Genomic DNA, 15,690 nt, shown 5'->3' on the forward strand with positions numbered 1-15,690 from the left:
ATGGCAAAAGATAAAGTTACTATTAAAACTGAAGAAGAGATTGATCTTCTTAGAAAAAGTTCTTTACTTGTTGGTAGAACTCTGGCAGAAATCGCCAAAGTCATTGAGCCTGGCGTGAGTACCGCAAAATTAGATCGATTAGCTGAAGAGTTTATTAGAGATAATGGTGCTGTTCCTGGGTTTAAAGGTTATGGCGGTTTTCCAGCTACCTTATGCATGAGCATCAACGAAGAAGTTGTTCATGGAATACCTGGAGATCGTATCATTAATGATGGAGATGTTGTTTCGGTGGATTGTGGAACATTAATGAATGGTTTTTATGGAGACTCTGCCTATACCTTTGCAGTTGGAAATGTAAAGGAAGAAGTACTCAGATTGCTAGAAGTAACAAAAGAATCCTTATATAAAGGAATCGAACAAGCTGTTACTGGAAAACGTGTTGGAGATATTGGATTTGCCATTCAAAATCATGTTGAGCAGTTTGGATATGGAGTGGTTCGAGATTTAGTTGGGCATGGATTGGGAAGAAATTTGCATGAGAAGCCGGAAATACCTAATTTTGGCCGCCGTGGTTCAGGTCCTAAACTTCAGGAGCGTATGGTAATAGCAATTGAGCCCATGATAACACTGGGAACCTTTGATATTGCACAGGATCCGGATGGTTGGACTATTCGAACTTTGGATAATTTACCCGCTGCTCACTTTGAGCATGATGTAGTTATTCGAAGAGGAAAAGCAGAGATTCTGTCAAGTTTTGAGTTTATTGAAGAAGTTTTAAGAAAAAAAGAGTAAGATTATTATGGCAAAACAAATGTCAATTGAACAAGATGGTAAGGTGATCGAATCACTTGGAAACGCCATGTTTAGAGTAGAATTTGAAAATGGGCATATCATTACTGCACATATAAGTGGAAAAATGAGAATGCACTATATTAAAATTTTACCTGGTGACAAAGTTAAAGTGGAAATGTCGCCATATGATCTATCAAAAGGAAGAATAACATTTAGATACAAATAAACGAGCAATGAAAATTAGAGCGTCTGTAAAAAAGAGAAGTGCTGAGTGCAAGATTGTACGCAGAAAAGGAAGATTATATGTAATCAACAAGAAAAATCCCAAGTTTAAACAACGTCAGGGATAAAAATTATTTTTAATAAGTTAAGTGTATGGCTAGGATTGCAGGTATAGATTTACCTAAACAAAAAAGAGGAGAAATTGGTTTGACTTACATCTTCGGAATTGGAAGAAGTAGTGCTCAAAGCATTTTAACTGAAGCTGGAATCGATTGGAGCAAGAAAGTTCAAGATTGGTCAGATGCAGAACAAAAACAGATTCGTGATATTTTAGCAAAAAGCTATTTGATCGAAGGTGAATTACGTTCTGAAGTTCAGATGAACATCAAGAGACTTATGGACATCGGTTGTTATCGTGGAATTCGTCATCGTATTGGTTTACCATTACGTGGACAATCTACTAAGAATAACGCTCGTACCAGAAAAGGTAGAAAAAAGACTGTTGCTGGAAAGAAGAAGGCAATTAAATAAAATCTAGATTAAAACATTAGAAGTTTTTAATTATGGCAAAAAAGACAAAAAAGGTAACGAAGAAAAGAGTCGTTAAGATAGAGGCAGCTGGTAAAGCTTTTGTAAATGCTTCTTTCAATAACGTTATCATTTCTTTGACCAATAATCAAGGACAAGTTATTTCTTGGTCGTCTGCAGGTAAAATGGGATTTAGAGGTTCTAAGAAGAACACACCATATGCTGCACAGATGGCTGCAGGAGATTGCGCAAAAGTGGCTTTTGATTTAGGTTTAAGAAAGGTGAAAGTTTACGTGAAAGGACCAGGAGCAGGACGTGATTCTGCTATCCGTACTATCCATTCTCACGGAATTGAAGTTACCGAGATTAAGGATGTAACTCCATTACCACATAATGGGTGTAGACCTCCAAAGAAAAGAAGAGTATAATAACAAAGTATGTAACTAGTTTCAGCTTTACTGATAATTTTTTAGCTGAAACAAAATAAATTAGATTATGGCAAGATATATTGGTCCAAAGACTAAAATTGCACGTAAGTTCCGTGAGCCTATTTTCGGCCCGGATAAAAGCTATGAGAAGAAAAATTATCCTCCAGGACAACACGGACCTAATGCTCGCAGAAAGAAAGTTTCTGAGTATGGAATCCAGCTGAAGGAAAAACAAAAAGCTAAATACACTTACGGTGTCTTAGAAAGACAATTTAGAAACTTATTCAAAAAAGCTTCAAGTAAAAAAGGAATTACCGGTGAAGTATTATTACAATTAATCGAAGCTCGTTTAGACAATACGGTTTACAGACTAGGTATTGCCCCAACAAGATCAGCTGCTCGTCAATTTGTATCTCATCGTCATGTAACCGTAAATGGCAAAGTAGTTAATATTCCTTCTTACAGCCTACGTCCAGGTGATGTAGTAGCAGTTAGAGAAAGGTCAAAATCCTTGGAAGTTGTAACAAATGCAATAGCATCTAGAATAAATTATCCTTGGTTAGAGTGGGATGAAGATAAGTTTGCTGGAAAATTTGTAAGTTTCCCTGAAAGAGCAGACATACCTGAAACTATCAACGAACAGTTGATTGTTGAACTCTATTCGAAATAAGAAATAAATTAATAACCAAGATAAAAGGAACGTTATATGGCTATTTTAGCTTTCCAGAAACCAGATAAAGTAATCATGATAGAATCGACAGATTCGAAAGGACTATTTGAATTTCGTCCTCTAGAACCTGGATTCGGGATTACTATTGGCAATGCTCTAAGAAGAATTTTATTGTCTTCTCTTGAGGGATTCGCCATTACAAGTATTAGAATCGAAGGTGTTGACCATGAATTCTCATCTATCAAAGGGGTTATAGAGGATGTTACAGACATCATCCTTAACCTTAAGAAAGTAAGATTCAAGCAACAAATTGACTCTGAAACTAGTGAAAAAGTAAATGTGGTTATTGGCGATCAAGAAACGTTCAAGGCAGGAGACATCAACAAGTACCTTTCTGTATTTCAAGTATTAAATCCTGAGCAGGTAATTTGTCATATGGAACCATCCGTTAAATTGAATGTGGAAATCACTATTCAAAAAGGAAGAGGGTATGTACCTGCTGAAGAAAATAAGAACGTGAATGATCCGATTGGAACTGTAGCTATAGATTCTATTCATACTCCCATTAAAAATGTGAAGTTTGATGTAGAAAACTATAGAGTTGAACAAAAAACTGATTATGAAAAATTAGTTTTTGATATCGACACTGATGGTTCTATCAGCCCAAAAGATGCATTGCAGGAAGCAGCGAAAATTCTAATTCATCACTTCATGTTATTCTCAGATGAGAAGATCTCTTTAGAAACTGAAGAGAAATCTGTATCAGAAGAATTCGATGAAAATACCCTACATGTACGTCAGTTATTAAAAACAAAATTAGTGGATATGGACTTGTCAGTTCGTGCTCTAAATTGTTTGAAAGCTGCAGATGTAGAAACTTTAGGTGAACTTGTAGCATTCAACAAGAATGACTTATTAAAATTCAGAAACTTCGGAAGAAAATCTCTTACAGAGTTAGAAGAATTAGTGAAAAACAAGAGCCTTGAATTTGGAATGAATACTGCTAAGTACAAATTAGATAAGGATTAATTGACATGAGACATAATAAGAAATTTAATCATTTAGGAAGAAGAAGTGCGCATAGAAAAGCCATGCTTTCTAATATGGCAACCTCTCTTATCATACACAAGAGAATAAAAACTACAGTTGCCAAAGCTAAAGCACTTAAAATCTATGTTGAACCATTGATTACTAAATCAAAGACAGATAGCACACATTCAAGAAGAGTTGTATTTGCTTACTTAAAAAGCAAAGATGCTGTTACTGAATTATTCAGAGACATCTCTATGAAAGTGGCTGACCGTCCAGGTGGTTACACTAGAATAATCAAATTAGGAACTCGTTTAGGTGACAATGCTGAAATGTGTATGATCGAATTAGTAGATTATAACGAGCATATGTTAAGCACTAAAGAGACTAAGAAGAAGTCTAGAAGAAGCCGTCGTGGTGGTGCAACAAAAACTGCAGAAGCAGCAGCAGAGAAAACTGTTGAAGCTAAAGCAGAAGAAGTTACCCCAGCAAAAGAAGAAGCTACAGAAGAAAAGAAAGCTGAATAGTCTTTTGAAAAAAGTTGTGGAGCCTGATATCGAAAATATCGGGCTTTTTTGGATCTTGATAATGACTTGTTTTTAGGATTTATTCTTTTTATATTTGGTATATATTTAACATAAGACTAGAAACTGAGATTTTATTTATTTTAATTTGATTCAGAATCTGGCCTTTTATTATTCACATATTGAAAAATACATTATGAAAAAAGCTTTATTATTATTATCGGTAGTACTACTTGTTTCGTTTATTTCAAGTTGTGAAAATAGAGATGTTAATCCATTTGATGAAAACCCTTCTGATGTTCAACTAAAGTCAAATTCCAATGAAAATTCAGATTGTTTCCAAGAAGTGATTGGTGAATTATCTCAAGGAGAGTATTTAATTACAAAAAGTACCATTGAGATTAAAACCAAATGGGAGGACGTATTAAATAAAAACAATGACTTGTCAGTAGTGCTGGATGAAATTACTATAGTTAATATTAACGGATATCACATTTTAAAAGGTGTTGATCTCACTAACCATTCTGTTTCTATTATTCCATTGGTTTTGAAGGATGGTAAACTATATGAGATGAAGGCAGCACCAGGTGGTGGTTATACTGTTACTTGTTCAGGATGTACTAGTACAGGGGCTAGTTCCTCTGGTGAATGTGAACCACAAATAAATCCACAGAATGGTTACTATTGTACGGACTGTAGTGAAGGAAAGTGTACAAAAACTACTACATATGATCCATCTGGAATTCTTTAGAAAATAAACATCTTTAATCTAAATAAGTTAAAAGGGCTGATTTTTTCAGACCTTTTTTTTTGCGCAAAATTTAATTTCGTATCTTCGCTGCTCAATTGAAAATACAAAGATATTTCAATTAAAAAATTTAATAAACCGTTTAAAAAATTAGTGAAATGGGAGCAATAACCAACATTCATGCAAGAGAAATTTTGGACTCAAGAGGGAATCCAACAGTAGAAGTAGATGTATTTACAAGTAATGGTATCGTAGGCCGTGCGGCTGTCCCTTCTGGAGCTAGTACCGGTGTTCACGAAGCTGTTGAGTTACGTGATGATGACAAGAATAGATTCTTAGGTAAAGGTGTTCTTAATGCTGTTCAAAATGTAAACAAAATTTTGAATGATGAGCTTAAAGGAATGTATGTAACTGACCAAATTGATATCGATACTAGAATGATCGAAATCGATGGTACTCCAAATAAAGCAAAATTGGGTGCTAACGCTATGTTAGGTGTAAGTTTAGCTTGTGCTAATGCTGCTGCTCAAGAAACAGGACAGTATCTTTATAGATATATCGGTGGAACAAGTGCTAATACACTTCCTATTCCAATGATGAACATCCTTAATGGTGGTTCTCACGCTGATAATAGTATCGATTTCCAAGAGTTTATGATTATGCCTGCTGGTGCTGAGCGTTTCTCAGAGGCTTTAAGAATGGGTGCTGAAGTTTTCCATAATCTTAAATCAGTTTTAAAGAAACAAGGTTACTCAACAAACGTTGGTGATGAGGGTGGATTTGCTCCAAACCTTAAATCTAATGAAGAGGCTTTAACACTAATCTTACAAGCTATTGAGAAGGCTGGATACCGTCCTGGTGAAGATATCTTTATCGCTTTAGATCCAGCTTCTGCTGAATATTTTCTACCAGAAGAAAATATGTATCACCTTAAATGGTCAACAGGGGATAAATTAACTCCTGGTCAGATGGTTGATTTTTGGGATAATTGGGCTAAGAAATACCCTATTGTATCAATTGAAGATGGTATGAGTGAAGATGATTGGGATGGTTGGAAATTAATGACTGAAAGATTGGGTGATAAAATTCAATTAGTAGGTGATGATTTATTTGTAACTAATACTGATAGATTATCAATGGGTATTGAAAAAGATATCGCTAACTCTATTCTAATTAAAGTGAACCAAATTGGTACATTAACAGAAACTATCAACGCTGTTAAGATGGCACAATCTAATAGTTATACTGCTGTGATGAGCCACCGATCTGGTGAAACTGAAGATACTACTATTGCTGATTTAGCTGTAGCTTTAAATACTGGTCAAATCAAGACTGGTTCTGCTAGCCGTTCTGATAGAATAGCAAAATATAACCAATTATTACGCATTGAAGAAATCTTAGGAAGTGCTGCTTATTTCCCAGGAAAAGACTTCAAATATGTGAAGTAATTAGAAAATGAACAAAAAAAATCCATCATTGAGAAATGATGGATTTTTTTTATGCTTTTTTTGAGGATGTTTAAACCGCAATATCCCCTTTTATAGTAGGATGAGCCTCATAATTAACAAGCTCAAAATCTTCAATCTTAAAGTCGAAGATGCTTTTGACTTCAGGATTGAGTTTCATGGTAGGTAGTTCTTTAGTATTACGAGTAAGTTGGAGTTTTACTTGGTCCATGTGATTATTGTAAATATGAGCATCACCTATAGTATGCACAAAATCTCCTGGCTCAAGTCCAGTAACTTGGGCTATCATCATAGTTAGAAGTGCGTAACTTGCAATATTAAATGGTACCCCTAAAAAGATATCTGCGCTGCGTTGGTAGAGTTGACAGCTCAACTTTCCATTGGCTACATAAAACTGGAAAAGTATATGACAAGGAGGCAGTGCCATCTTCGAAATCTCACTTACATTCCATGCATTTACTATATGACGCCTAGAGTCTGGATTGTTTTGAATTGAATCAATGATTTGGCTAATTTGATCAACATGTTGTCCATCGGCGCTAGGCCATGAACGCCACTGATAACCATAAATAGGACCTAGGTCACCATTTTCGTCGGCCCATTCATTCCAAATCCTCACTTTGTTTTCTTGAAGATACTTCACATTGGTATCACCTTTTAAAAACCACAATAACTCGTGAATGATAGAGCGTAGGTGCAGCTTTTTAGTGGTAGTAATCGGAAAGCCTTTAGTTAGATCGAAACGCATCTGATGTCCAAAAACACTCTTTGTTCCTGTTCCTGTTCTGTCCGTTTTCTCGGTGCCTTCCTCTAAAACTCTTTCTAGTAGGTTTAAGTATTGAATCATGTTTTGTTTTCGTCTTTATTATAAACTCTAATGTGCTATTTCACCAATTTTTTCTGGTTCATGTTTGTGCTTAAACATCAAGGCGAAAGCCACAGTTATAAGGAGTGAATAGATTGCAAAAGAAGTCCATATTTCTTGCCACATATAATTTCCATCATTATTTAAGAAGAATTTATCAATAATAATACCGCTCGACCATGAGCCTAAAATTGCACCAAAGCCGTTTGTCATCATCATAAATAGACCTTGAGCACTGGCTCTAATTTTAGAATCTGTTTGTGTTTCTACGAACAGAGACCCCGAAATATTAAAGAAGTCAAAAGCCATTCCGTATACAATATTTGAAAGAATAATCATCCATAAATAATCAGCTGGATTTCCATAACCGAATAATGCAAACCTAATAACCCATGCTATCATACTCATAAGCATCACTTTTTTAATACCAAATCTTTTCAAAAAGAATGGTATAGCAAGTATAAATAAGGTTTCTGATATTTGTGAAATGGACATGATAATCGCTGGGTATTCTATCACCAATAGATCTTTGTATTCTGGAATTTTAGCAAAATCGTGAAGGAATGTATCACCATACATATTGGTAAGCTGTAAAGAAGCACCAAGTAACATGGAGAAGATAAAGAACATGGCCATTTTAGAGTTCTTAAATAAGGCAAATGCATTCAAACCAAGTGTATCAACAAAAGACTTTGTTTCGATATCTTTACTCACTTCACACTTAGGTAGCGTAAATGAATATAAGCCTAGAATTACAGAGGCGATACTAGCCACATAAAATTGCATGGAAGATGTTTCAATCTTTAATAAACTTACTGTCCACATGGCTATGATAAATCCTATGGTTCCATAAACTCTAATAGGTGGGTATTCTTTTACAATGTCTTTTTTGGCTTTATTGAGAGCTGAATATGCTACTGTAATTGAAAGTGAGATAGTTGGCATGTAAAAAATCATATTAATCAGCATGACCCAAAAGAATGTATTTGGATCGTTTATTTGTGGAAGGTAGGCTAATACTCCTGCTCCAATGATATGAAATATACCTAGTAACTTTTCTGCATTGATCCATCTGTCAGCAATAATTCCTGATAGTGCAGGCATAATCAAGGAGGCGATTCCCATGGTTGAAAATATGATTCCAAAGTCGGCACCAGACCATCCTTTATTTTGAAACCAATATCCTCCAATAGTAATAAGCCAAGCCCCCCAGATGAAAAACTGGAGGAAGTTCATGATGATTAAACGATTCTTAATACTCATATGGTCATTTATTTATGGTTAAATATGTTTATTGATTTTTTCTTCTGCCTATTTCATCTCGAATGACCGAGGCTTTTTCGTATTCTTCATTCTCAATAGCACTTTTTAAGGATTCTTCTAATTCCATCAGATTTAAAATTTCCAATTCATTATCTACCTCTTCATTCAATGATTCCACTTCAAAGCCCATTTCATCTTCTATTTCCATCACTACACCAGCACTAGCCATTACATGTTCGTAGGTGTAAATTGGACAGTCGAAGCGCAAAGCAATGGCTACAGCGTCGGAGGTTCTGCTGTCTAGTTCGATTTCGTTAGTTCCATCAAAACAAACCAATGCACTATAAAAAATGCCTTCAAGGAATTTATTGATGATGACTTCTCTCACTGTAATATTATAGGTTTCAGCAAAGGTTTTAAATAGATCATGGGTGAGGGGTCTTGCTGGTTTCATCTTTTCTACCTCAATAGCAATGGCTTGAGCTTCTAGCCCACCAACTATGATGGGAAGCCTTCTATTTCCTTTTTTTTCGTCTAAAATGAGCGCATAAGCTGAGCTCTGGGAGTGGCTATAGGATAAGCCAAATATTTTCAATTCTATCTTTTGCATAATCTTAAAAAAGTGTAACAAATGTACATTATTTTTTGAATTTGAGCTCAGGATTCGGTAATAATAAGGCATGAAAAAAGCCAAAGTTCTCACTTCAGCTCTCTCTATTTTGTATAGGCTGTTCTACTGGTTCAATGCAGATTTGCCTTCATCTGTAATCATTGATGGTGTCCATTGAGGCTCCCATACTAAATCAACTTGTACTTCATATTCTGAGTATTCGTTTTCAATAACGGTTTTTACATGGTTGATTATGGTATCTCCAACAGGGCATCCTCTAGCTGATAATGTCATGATGACTTGAATTTTCTTTTCATCTTCTTGGTGATGTATCTCGTAGATTAAACCTAAATCTACTATATTTATGGCTACTTCAGGATCAATAACTGTTTTAATTTGGTTAAGAATATTTTGTTCTGTTTTTGTAAGATTATCTAACATGGGATTTATTTTAATGGTTTCAAATTCTCTTTATGTAAAACGATTTTCATTGTATTGTAAGTATAGAGGAAAGCTGTAATAAACAAGGCAATAACTCCTCCATAAAATGTAAGTTTGCAATGAACAAATAGGCTAATATTCAATAGTATAATTGCGGTGATAAAACTGTAATAATGAGCATTTGCTATTTTCTCTGAATATAGGTCAGCCGGAAGTGGAGTTTTGAATTTCCCTACTTTATCTTGATATCTGGCCAGCCAAAGAATAAAAGGAAGTGTTTTATACATTTGTCCTAAAATAAGGGAGGTGAAGAATCCCAAAATAAGATTCATTCCAAATGCCAAGCTCAGCGGTATAATTTGAGCTGATAGAAAATCAGGAGCCAGAAATACCAATAATCCATTTATAAAACTTGCAGCCAATAAAAGGAAGGATAGAACGGTCAATTTCATTCCAATATCCAGTCTCTTTCTTAATCTGTTTTTATAGGCATCAAAATTATATCTTACAAATGAAGCCACTCCTAATAGAATCATAAGGCCAGCAATTTCTTTAGTCCATGATGGAAATGATAACAATAAAGAAACAACAAGAAAGGTTAGCCCTAAATTGGTGAGGGCATAGCTTATCTTAATATAAATGGTTTTCAAGTTGTGTACAATAAAGAACATTGGGAGTAAAATACTTGCTACTCCCATCACTAACATCAGAAACCATCCAATAAGACCAAGAGCTGCATGAGCTTTTAGCAGTTCAATGGGCGAAATCTGCATGAAATAGAATTTGTTATTTAACAAAATAGCTATGCCTAAAGCAACAGTAAGTGAAAGCCAAAATACAGAAGTGATGATAAAGTTATTCTGTGTGGATTTTACACGGGTTGTTCTTGCCGTTGCAACAAAATTGATGACAAACACGATAATGGAAAGAAGAACAAGACTTCCTCCAATAATGCTCATCCATTTTGGTGACGTATAGTTCTGCCAAAAGCTAAAACTCAAGAGGATGTTTCCAATGGCAAGGGTCCAGAAACTGAAATGAGCCATCTTTTCACTGTTAATTTTCACCTCCATTACTACAGGAATCAACTGGTAAAGAGCTCCGAAAATAACCATACTTACCCAGCCTAGAACGAGCATATGAGTAAAGCTTAATAGGTTTGGCCCAATAAAAGAGGCCAGAATATTCTCTCCCGATACCAACATCATAATAGAGGCTAATACCAAACTAAATGCACTATAGATATAATAGGGGATGACTACTCCTGGAGATGGAGCATTTTTTGTGCTTAATCCTGAATTCATGATTTAAATATGATAAGTTTAATATTAGCGCTGTCTATTTCTTTAGAAACAAATGAAAAGTCTCTGTTTTTCAATTCTGGTATTAGATATTGAGGAAGTTTTTTGTGATGAACAAATAGAGCGTTTTTTGAATCGATATTCTCAACAGCTTCAAGAATGCTCACCATTGGCATAGGCATTTCTAGATCTCGTACATCTAGTTCCGCCATTTTACCTTTGTACGCTTCTTCAACGTGCTCGAAACTCCAATCTTTATTAGGCTTTTCATTTTTAGGCTCCTCTAATTTCTCTTCAGAAGTTTTATATAATAATGTATGTACTTCTTGTTCTGTTGGACGGGTTGTTTGGTATGAAAATCCTTTATCTTTTAATATATTCAGAAGAGGGATAGGCTCAAAAGTATTGATGATTAATAAAGCTTGGTGCTCATTCATCGTTTTTAGTTGTGCCATAATTTTATTGAATGGATCTTCCCCCGAATTTAATATAGGGCGTACATCAAGGGTGATTTTCTCTAGGTGATTCATATTAATTTGTTTTTCTAATTCAGGTATATTTATGGTTTCTTTTGGTTGACAGTTCTCTATTTGGAATCCTATTTTGCTAAGTGCTTCCAGAATACTATCGCTACTTACTCCTCCAATTTTTGCCGCTTGTTTTACATTCACTCTAGGAGCTAGTAATTTGCGCAAAACTGGATTTTTTAATTTTTTAAAATTCGAATTGATTTGTGCAATGATTTCAATGGCTTGCTCATTCGACTTTATAATTTCCAATATCTTAGTATGTTCATTGATTATCATGAGGCAAATGTAAAAAAAGCAAATAGGTACGACAATACCTAAAAATAGGTATTTTGAATGAAAGAGAGAAAGTAAAATTCATGATAACTAAAAGTTTAGGAGATTTTAGACCAAATGGTTTTAAAATATTAACATAAAATTAACAATATATTTTTTGTTAAATTTAATTTAGCTAGGATAATGCCAGAATTAGGATTAAGTAGAGTTGAAAAATACTACATTAAATAAAAATCGAATAATAGAATAAATAAGAAAAAAAGTCTGTAAAATTTCAATCGTTTGCGGTTGAGAATTAAGGAGCTATAAATTCCGGAGAAATATTTGTGTAAGTAGTTGTACTAAAATATATTGATGGAAATTACACTGAAATAGGAGCTGGATAAAAATTCTGCGGTAATATCTTTCAAATATAGAAAAAAATCTTTTATGCATGCATATAATCAGCATATATATTTTTATATTTTTGTTGGGAACCAGACCTAATACCAAAGAATATTACCATCATTTTAAAAGAAATAAATAAAAACTTAATTATATGGATTCTATCATCTATTTTATTCTGGCATTTTCTATAGCTGGATTTGTGTTTATGTTTTGGAAAACGTCTTGGGTTAACAAACAAGAGGTTGGGACTGAAAAAATGGCCGTTATTGCAGGACATATTTCAAAGGGAGCAATGGCTTTCCTAAAATCTGAGTATAAAGTTCTCTCTATTTTTGTTGTAGCAGTCGCAGTTCTTTTATTTTTTAATAGCACAGCACAGGACAGTTCCAATGGTTTTGCTGTATTGTCGTTTATTGTTGGTGCTGTATTTTCTGCCTTAGCAGGATATATTGGGATGAATATTGCAACAAAAGCAAATGTTAGAACCACAAATGCAGCACGTACATCGATAAGTAAAGCACTAGTAGTAGCTTTTAATGGCGGAAGTGTTATGGGACTAGGAGTTGTAAGTCTTGGTGTTTTCGGATTAGGTGGATTATTCTTATTTTATAATTATGTAATTGGTGTAGATTGGGGAATCACTGTGGTATTAAATGTGATTAGTTCTTTTTCATTAGGGGCTTCATCTATTGCACTGTTTGCAAGAGTTGGGGGAGGAATATATACTAAAGCTGCAGATGTTGGAGCTGATTTGGTAGGTAAAGTTGAAGCCGGTATTCCAGAAGATCATCCGCTCAATCCTGCAACTATTGCCGATAATGTAGGTGATAATGTAGGTGATGTAGCAGGAATGGGAGCTGACCTTTATGAATCTTTTGTAGGTTCAATTATTGCAACTATGGTTCTTGGAGCTAGTTTTTCTGTTTTGCCAGCTTTTTCAGAATTTTCATTAGGAGCTGTCATGTTGCCATTGGCATTAGCTAGCGTAGGAATTTTAGTTTCTATTATTGGTACCTTTTTTGTTAAAGTTAAAGAAGGAGGAAACCCTCAGACAGCATTAAATAAAGGAGAATTTATATCGGCAGCTTTGATGTTAGTTGGAGCATATTTTATAATTACAAATCTATTACCAGAGGCTTGGAGCCTCGGTGGAAAAGATTATACTGCACTTGGTGTATTTTGGGCAACCATTGTGGGACTAGTTGCGGGATTAGGTGTTGGTAAAATTACTGAATATCATACAGGTACAGGAACAAAACCTGTTACTTTAATAGTAAAGCAATCAGTTACAGGCTCTGCTACAAATATTATTGCAGGTTTAGGTGTAGGTATGATGTCTACAGCTATACCAATTCTTATTATTGCTGCTGGTATAATTGGAGCATTCTATTTTGCAGGGTTATATGGTATTGCTATAGCAGCTGTTGGAATGCTTGCTAATACAGGAATCCAATTAGCAGTAGATGCTTATGGACCTATTGCTGATAATGCTGGTGGAATTGCCGAAATGAGTGATCTACCAGAAGAAGTAAGGCAAAGAACAGATAAATTAGATGCTGTAGGAAATACTACAGCTGCCATTGGTAAAGGTTTTGCTATTGCCTCAGCTGCATTAACAGCTTTAGCTTTATTCTCTGCTTTTATGCAACAATCTGGTATTAGTAGTATTAATATTTCCAAGCCAACAGTTATGGCTGGATTATTAGTGGGAGCCATGTTGCCTTATGTATTTTCAGCCTTAGCTATGAATGCTGTAGGAAGAGCAGCTATGAAAATGATTGAAGAAGTAAGAAGACAGTTCGCTAACATTCCTGAACTTAAATCGGCTCTGAAAATTATGAAGAAATATAATTCTGATTTATCAAAAGCGACACAAGCAGAAGTTGATGAGGTAGAACATGCTCAAACCAAAGCTGAATATGAAAAATGTGTGGCAATTTCTACAAAAGCATCATTAAAAGAAATGGTTTTGCCTGGTTTATTAGCCATTGTAACTCCAACTCTAGTTGGTTTTATAGGCGGACCTGAAATGTTGGGTGGATTACTAGCAGGAGTTACCACTAGTGGTGTACTGATGGCGATCTTCCAATCAAATGCTGGAGGAGCTTGGGATAATGCTAAGAAGATGATCGAAGAAGGACAGGTAATAGATGGTTACGAGCACAAAAAAGGAGGAGCTTCTCATAAAGCTTCTGTTGTTGGAGATACAGTAGGTGATCCTTTTAAAGATACTTCTGGACCATCATTAAATATTTTATTAAAATTGATGTCAGTAGTGGCATTAGTGATTGCACCAAGTATTGCCAATGTGAATTGGGAATTAGCTGGAGAAGAACCAGTGAACAAAATTGAAATGGTGAAATCGATAAATGAAGTACAATCTATAGAAGTAAGTGAAGAAAATTCTGAGGATTCTAAAACAATCATTTTAACAGAGTCTGATTTGACTAGTATAGAAGAACAAGTTGTTTTAGCTGAAAATAGGAGCCTTAAACCTAATTAAAGGGAGTGCAATTATATAACTATTGAACCCATCTCTTTTGAGGTGGGTTTTTTTTGTTTAACTTTTTCTTGAAATAAGGCTAAGAATCTTGAATACTGAAGGTTTAGCCAGTTGTCAATTAAATAATTGGAGTAATGAAACTCTATTGTTTGCCAGTTATAATTCAATATTGTTTATTTATTTATCAAGAACTAGAGATATGTAGTTGATTATTACTAACTTTAGGCTAGTGTTTTTCACCAAAACCAAATGAAATGAAAGAAAAGTCAAAAAACTCCAGTATTAATATGCGATCGCTTATTGCTGGATTTTCCGGAAATATTTTAGAATGGTATGATTTTACTGTATATGGATTCTTTGCTACTGTGATTGGAGCGCAATTTTTCCCTGACGAGGATAAAGTGGTGCAATTGATTTCTGCATTTGGGATTTTTGCAGCTGGTTATTTAATGCGACCTATCGGAGGAATTATATTTGGACATATTGGTGATAGACAAGGTAGAAAGAAAGCTTTATTATACTCTATCTTACTGATGGCTATTCCTACGACTCTTATTGGATTTTTGCCAACATACGCAGACATTGGATGGTATTCAGCGCTCTTATTGGTTCTATTAAGACTCCTCCAAGGTTTATCAGTAGGAGGAGAGTTCACGGGTTCCATTTCTTTTTTAGTTGAAAAAGCACCAAAGGGCAAACGTGGATTCTTTGGTTCATGGTCTACATTTGGAGTTTTTGGAGGAATGCTATTGGGCTCTGGTTTAGGCTCTATCATCACTTCCATATTGAGCACTGAGCAGCTGCACGATTTTGGTTGGAGAATACCATTTCTTTTTGGTGCTGTGATTGGAATTGTTGGTCTTTACCTTAGGAAAGGAATGGGAGAAGAGGAACATTTTGAGGAGGCCAACAAAGAACAATCTTCTTATAAAACACCTTTGGCCGAATTTTGGGCGTCTTATAAATTACAAGCATTAAAAATTATGTTATTGAGTTGGGCATTTGGAGTTTCAGTTTATTTAATATTTATCTTCTTGCCATCTTATTTACATACTTTTCATCAGGTAAAACTAGACGATGCGCTATCAGCTCACACCATTACCTTAATAG

Annotated in this window: 18 protein-coding genes; 12 read left to right on the forward strand and 6 right to left on the reverse strand. The window is 34.9% G+C overall.

The features are described 5' to 3' along the window. The 10 genes from map (at position 1) to eno (ending at position 6,389) form a co-directional block, all read left to right on the forward strand. Entirely contained in the window at positions 1–792 is a 792-nt protein-coding gene (gene map, locus HNS38_RS15395; RefSeq protein WP_172276982.1) for a type I methionyl aminopeptidase, read from the forward strand. Between the two features lie 7 nt (positions 793–799). Then, positions 800–1,018 (forward strand): translation initiation factor IF-1, encoded by a 219-nt coding sequence (infA, locus tag HNS38_RS15400; protein ID WP_172276985.1) that lies wholly within the window; start codon positions 800–802, stop codon positions 1,016–1,018. A gap of 7 nt (positions 1,019–1,025) precedes the next feature. Further along, entirely contained in the window at positions 1,026–1,142 is a 117-nt protein-coding gene (gene ykgO, locus HNS38_RS15405) for a type B 50S ribosomal protein L36 (protein WP_172276988.1), read from the forward strand. Between the two features lie 25 nt (positions 1,143–1,167). Next, on the forward strand, positions 1,168–1,545 hold the full coding sequence (gene rpsM, locus HNS38_RS15410; protein WP_172276991.1) for a 30S ribosomal protein S13: 378 nt from the start codon (positions 1,168–1,170) through the stop codon (positions 1,543–1,545). A 32-nt stretch (positions 1,546–1,577) separates the two neighbouring features. Continuing rightward, positions 1,578–1,970, forward strand: coding sequence for a 30S ribosomal protein S11 (gene rpsK / locus HNS38_RS15415; RefSeq protein WP_172276994.1), 393 nt, complete (start codon positions 1,578–1,580; stop codon positions 1,968–1,970). A gap of 67 nt (positions 1,971–2,037) precedes the next feature. After that, positions 2,038–2,640: a 30S ribosomal protein S4 gene (rpsD, locus tag HNS38_RS15420; protein WP_172276999.1), complete on the forward strand. Its 603-nt coding sequence runs from the start codon at positions 2,038–2,040 to the stop codon at positions 2,638–2,640. Positions 2,641–2,676: 36 nt separating this feature from the next. Then, positions 2,677–3,669, forward strand: a complete 993-nt coding sequence (locus HNS38_RS15425; RefSeq protein ID WP_172277002.1) for a DNA-directed RNA polymerase subunit alpha — start codon at positions 2,677–2,679, stop codon at positions 3,667–3,669. A 5-nt stretch (positions 3,670–3,674) separates the two neighbouring features. After that, positions 3,675–4,196 (forward strand): 50S ribosomal protein L17, encoded by a 522-nt coding sequence (gene rplQ / locus HNS38_RS15430; protein WP_172346677.1) that lies wholly within the window; start codon positions 3,675–3,677, stop codon positions 4,194–4,196. 193 nt (positions 4,197–4,389) lie between these two features. Beyond that, positions 4,390–4,944 (forward strand): hypothetical protein, encoded by a 555-nt coding sequence (locus HNS38_RS15435; protein WP_172277009.1) that lies wholly within the window; start codon positions 4,390–4,392, stop codon positions 4,942–4,944. Between the two features lie 155 nt (positions 4,945–5,099). After that, positions 5,100–6,389, forward strand: a complete 1,290-nt coding sequence (gene eno / locus HNS38_RS15440) for a phosphopyruvate hydratase (protein ID WP_172277012.1) — start codon at positions 5,100–5,102, stop codon at positions 6,387–6,389. 70 nt (positions 6,390–6,459) lie between these two features. On the opposite strand, the gene HNS38_RS15445 is transcribed toward eno, so the two are convergent. The 6 genes from HNS38_RS15445 to HNS38_RS15470 form a co-directional block, all read right to left on the reverse strand. Then, positions 6,460–7,254 carry a thymidylate synthase gene (locus HNS38_RS15445; RefSeq protein ID WP_172277015.1) on the reverse strand — a complete coding sequence of 265 codons (795 nt, stop codon included), beginning with the start codon at positions 7,252–7,254 and terminating at the stop codon, positions 6,460–6,462. A 27-nt stretch (positions 7,255–7,281) separates the two neighbouring features. Continuing rightward, the gene (locus HNS38_RS15450; protein WP_172277018.1) at positions 7,282–8,535 is read right to left on the reverse strand and encodes a nucleoside permease; all 1,254 of its coding nucleotides are present in this window, start codon (positions 8,533–8,535) and stop codon (positions 7,282–7,284) included. A 28-nt stretch (positions 8,536–8,563) separates the two neighbouring features. Further along, positions 8,564–9,145, reverse strand: a complete 582-nt coding sequence (locus HNS38_RS15455) for a bifunctional nuclease family protein (RefSeq protein ID WP_172277021.1) — start codon at positions 9,143–9,145, stop codon at positions 8,564–8,566. Between the two features lie 123 nt (positions 9,146–9,268). Further along, on the reverse strand, positions 9,269–9,586 hold the full coding sequence (locus HNS38_RS15460; protein ID WP_172277024.1) for a metal-sulfur cluster assembly factor: 318 nt from the start codon (positions 9,584–9,586) through the stop codon (positions 9,269–9,271). Between the two features lie 5 nt (positions 9,587–9,591). Beyond that, positions 9,592–10,890 (reverse strand): hypothetical protein, encoded by a 1,299-nt coding sequence (locus HNS38_RS15465; RefSeq protein WP_172277027.1) that lies wholly within the window; start codon positions 10,888–10,890, stop codon positions 9,592–9,594. Further along, positions 10,887–11,693 carry a DUF2249 domain-containing protein gene (locus HNS38_RS15470; protein WP_172277030.1) on the reverse strand — a complete coding sequence of 269 codons (807 nt, stop codon included), beginning with the start codon at positions 11,691–11,693 and terminating at the stop codon, positions 10,887–10,889. Before HNS38_RS15470 ends, HNS38_RS15465 begins: the two co-directional genes overlap by 4 nt. 535 nt (positions 11,694–12,228) lie before the next feature. On the opposite strand from HNS38_RS15470, the gene HNS38_RS15475 reads away from it, so the two are divergent. Then, positions 12,229–14,580, forward strand: a complete 2,352-nt coding sequence (locus HNS38_RS15475; RefSeq protein ID WP_172277033.1) for a sodium-translocating pyrophosphatase — start codon at positions 12,229–12,231, stop codon at positions 14,578–14,580. Between the two features lie 254 nt (positions 14,581–14,834). Then, positions 14,835–15,690: MFS transporter (locus HNS38_RS15480; RefSeq protein WP_172346678.1), on the forward strand; the 856-nt coding region annotated here is incomplete at its 3' end.

It is taken from the genome of Lentimicrobium sp. L6 (assembly GCF_013166655.1).
Lineage (GTDB): Bacteria > Bacteroidota > Bacteroidia > Bacteroidales > UBA12170 > UBA12170.

Bases quoted from the DNA above. Each gene is read 5' to 3' on its own strand.
- HNS38_RS15425 (WP_172277002.1), top strand. From the start codon at position 2,677: ATGGCTATTTTAGCTTTCCAGAAACCAGATAAAGTAATCATGATAGAA.
- HNS38_RS15445 (WP_172277015.1), bottom strand. From the start codon at position 7,254: ATGATTCAATACTTAAACCTACTAGAAAGAGTTTTAGAGGAAGGCACC.
- rpsK (WP_172276994.1), top strand. From the start codon at position 1,578: ATGGCAAAAAAGACAAAAAAGGTAACGAAGAAAAGAGTCGTTAAGATA.
- map (WP_172276982.1), top strand. From the start codon at position 1: ATGGCAAAAGATAAAGTTACTATTAAAACTGAAGAAGAGATTGATCTT.
- ykgO (WP_172276988.1), top strand. From the start codon at position 1,026: ATGAAAATTAGAGCGTCTGTAAAAAAGAGAAGTGCTGAGTGCAAGATT.
- HNS38_RS15455 (WP_172277021.1), bottom strand. From the start codon at position 9,145: ATGCAAAAGATAGAATTGAAAATATTTGGCTTATCCTATAGCCACTCC.
- rpsD (WP_172276999.1), top strand. From the start codon at position 2,038: ATGGCAAGATATATTGGTCCAAAGACTAAAATTGCACGTAAGTTCCGT.
- HNS38_RS15450 (WP_172277018.1), bottom strand. From the start codon at position 8,535: ATGAGTATTAAGAATCGTTTAATCATCATGAACTTCCTCCAGTTTTTC.
- infA (WP_172276985.1), top strand. From the start codon at position 800: ATGGCAAAACAAATGTCAATTGAACAAGATGGTAAGGTGATCGAATCA.
- HNS38_RS15435 (WP_172277009.1), top strand. From the start codon at position 4,390: ATGAAAAAAGCTTTATTATTATTATCGGTAGTACTACTTGTTTCGTTT.
- HNS38_RS15470 (WP_172277030.1), bottom strand. From the start codon at position 11,693: ATGATAATCAATGAACATACTAAGATATTGGAAATTATAAAGTCGAAT.
- HNS38_RS15475 (WP_172277033.1), top strand. From the start codon at position 12,229: ATGGATTCTATCATCTATTTTATTCTGGCATTTTCTATAGCTGGATTT.
- eno (WP_172277012.1), top strand. From the start codon at position 5,100: ATGGGAGCAATAACCAACATTCATGCAAGAGAAATTTTGGACTCAAGA.
- HNS38_RS15465 (WP_172277027.1), bottom strand. From the start codon at position 10,890: ATGAATTCAGGATTAAGCACAAAAAATGCTCCATCTCCAGGAGTAGTC.
- HNS38_RS15460 (WP_172277024.1), bottom strand. From the start codon at position 9,586: ATGTTAGATAATCTTACAAAAACAGAACAAAATATTCTTAACCAAATT.
- rplQ (WP_172346677.1), top strand. From the start codon at position 3,675: ATGAGACATAATAAGAAATTTAATCATTTAGGAAGAAGAAGTGCGCAT.
- rpsM (WP_172276991.1), top strand. From the start codon at position 1,168: ATGGCTAGGATTGCAGGTATAGATTTACCTAAACAAAAAAGAGGAGAA.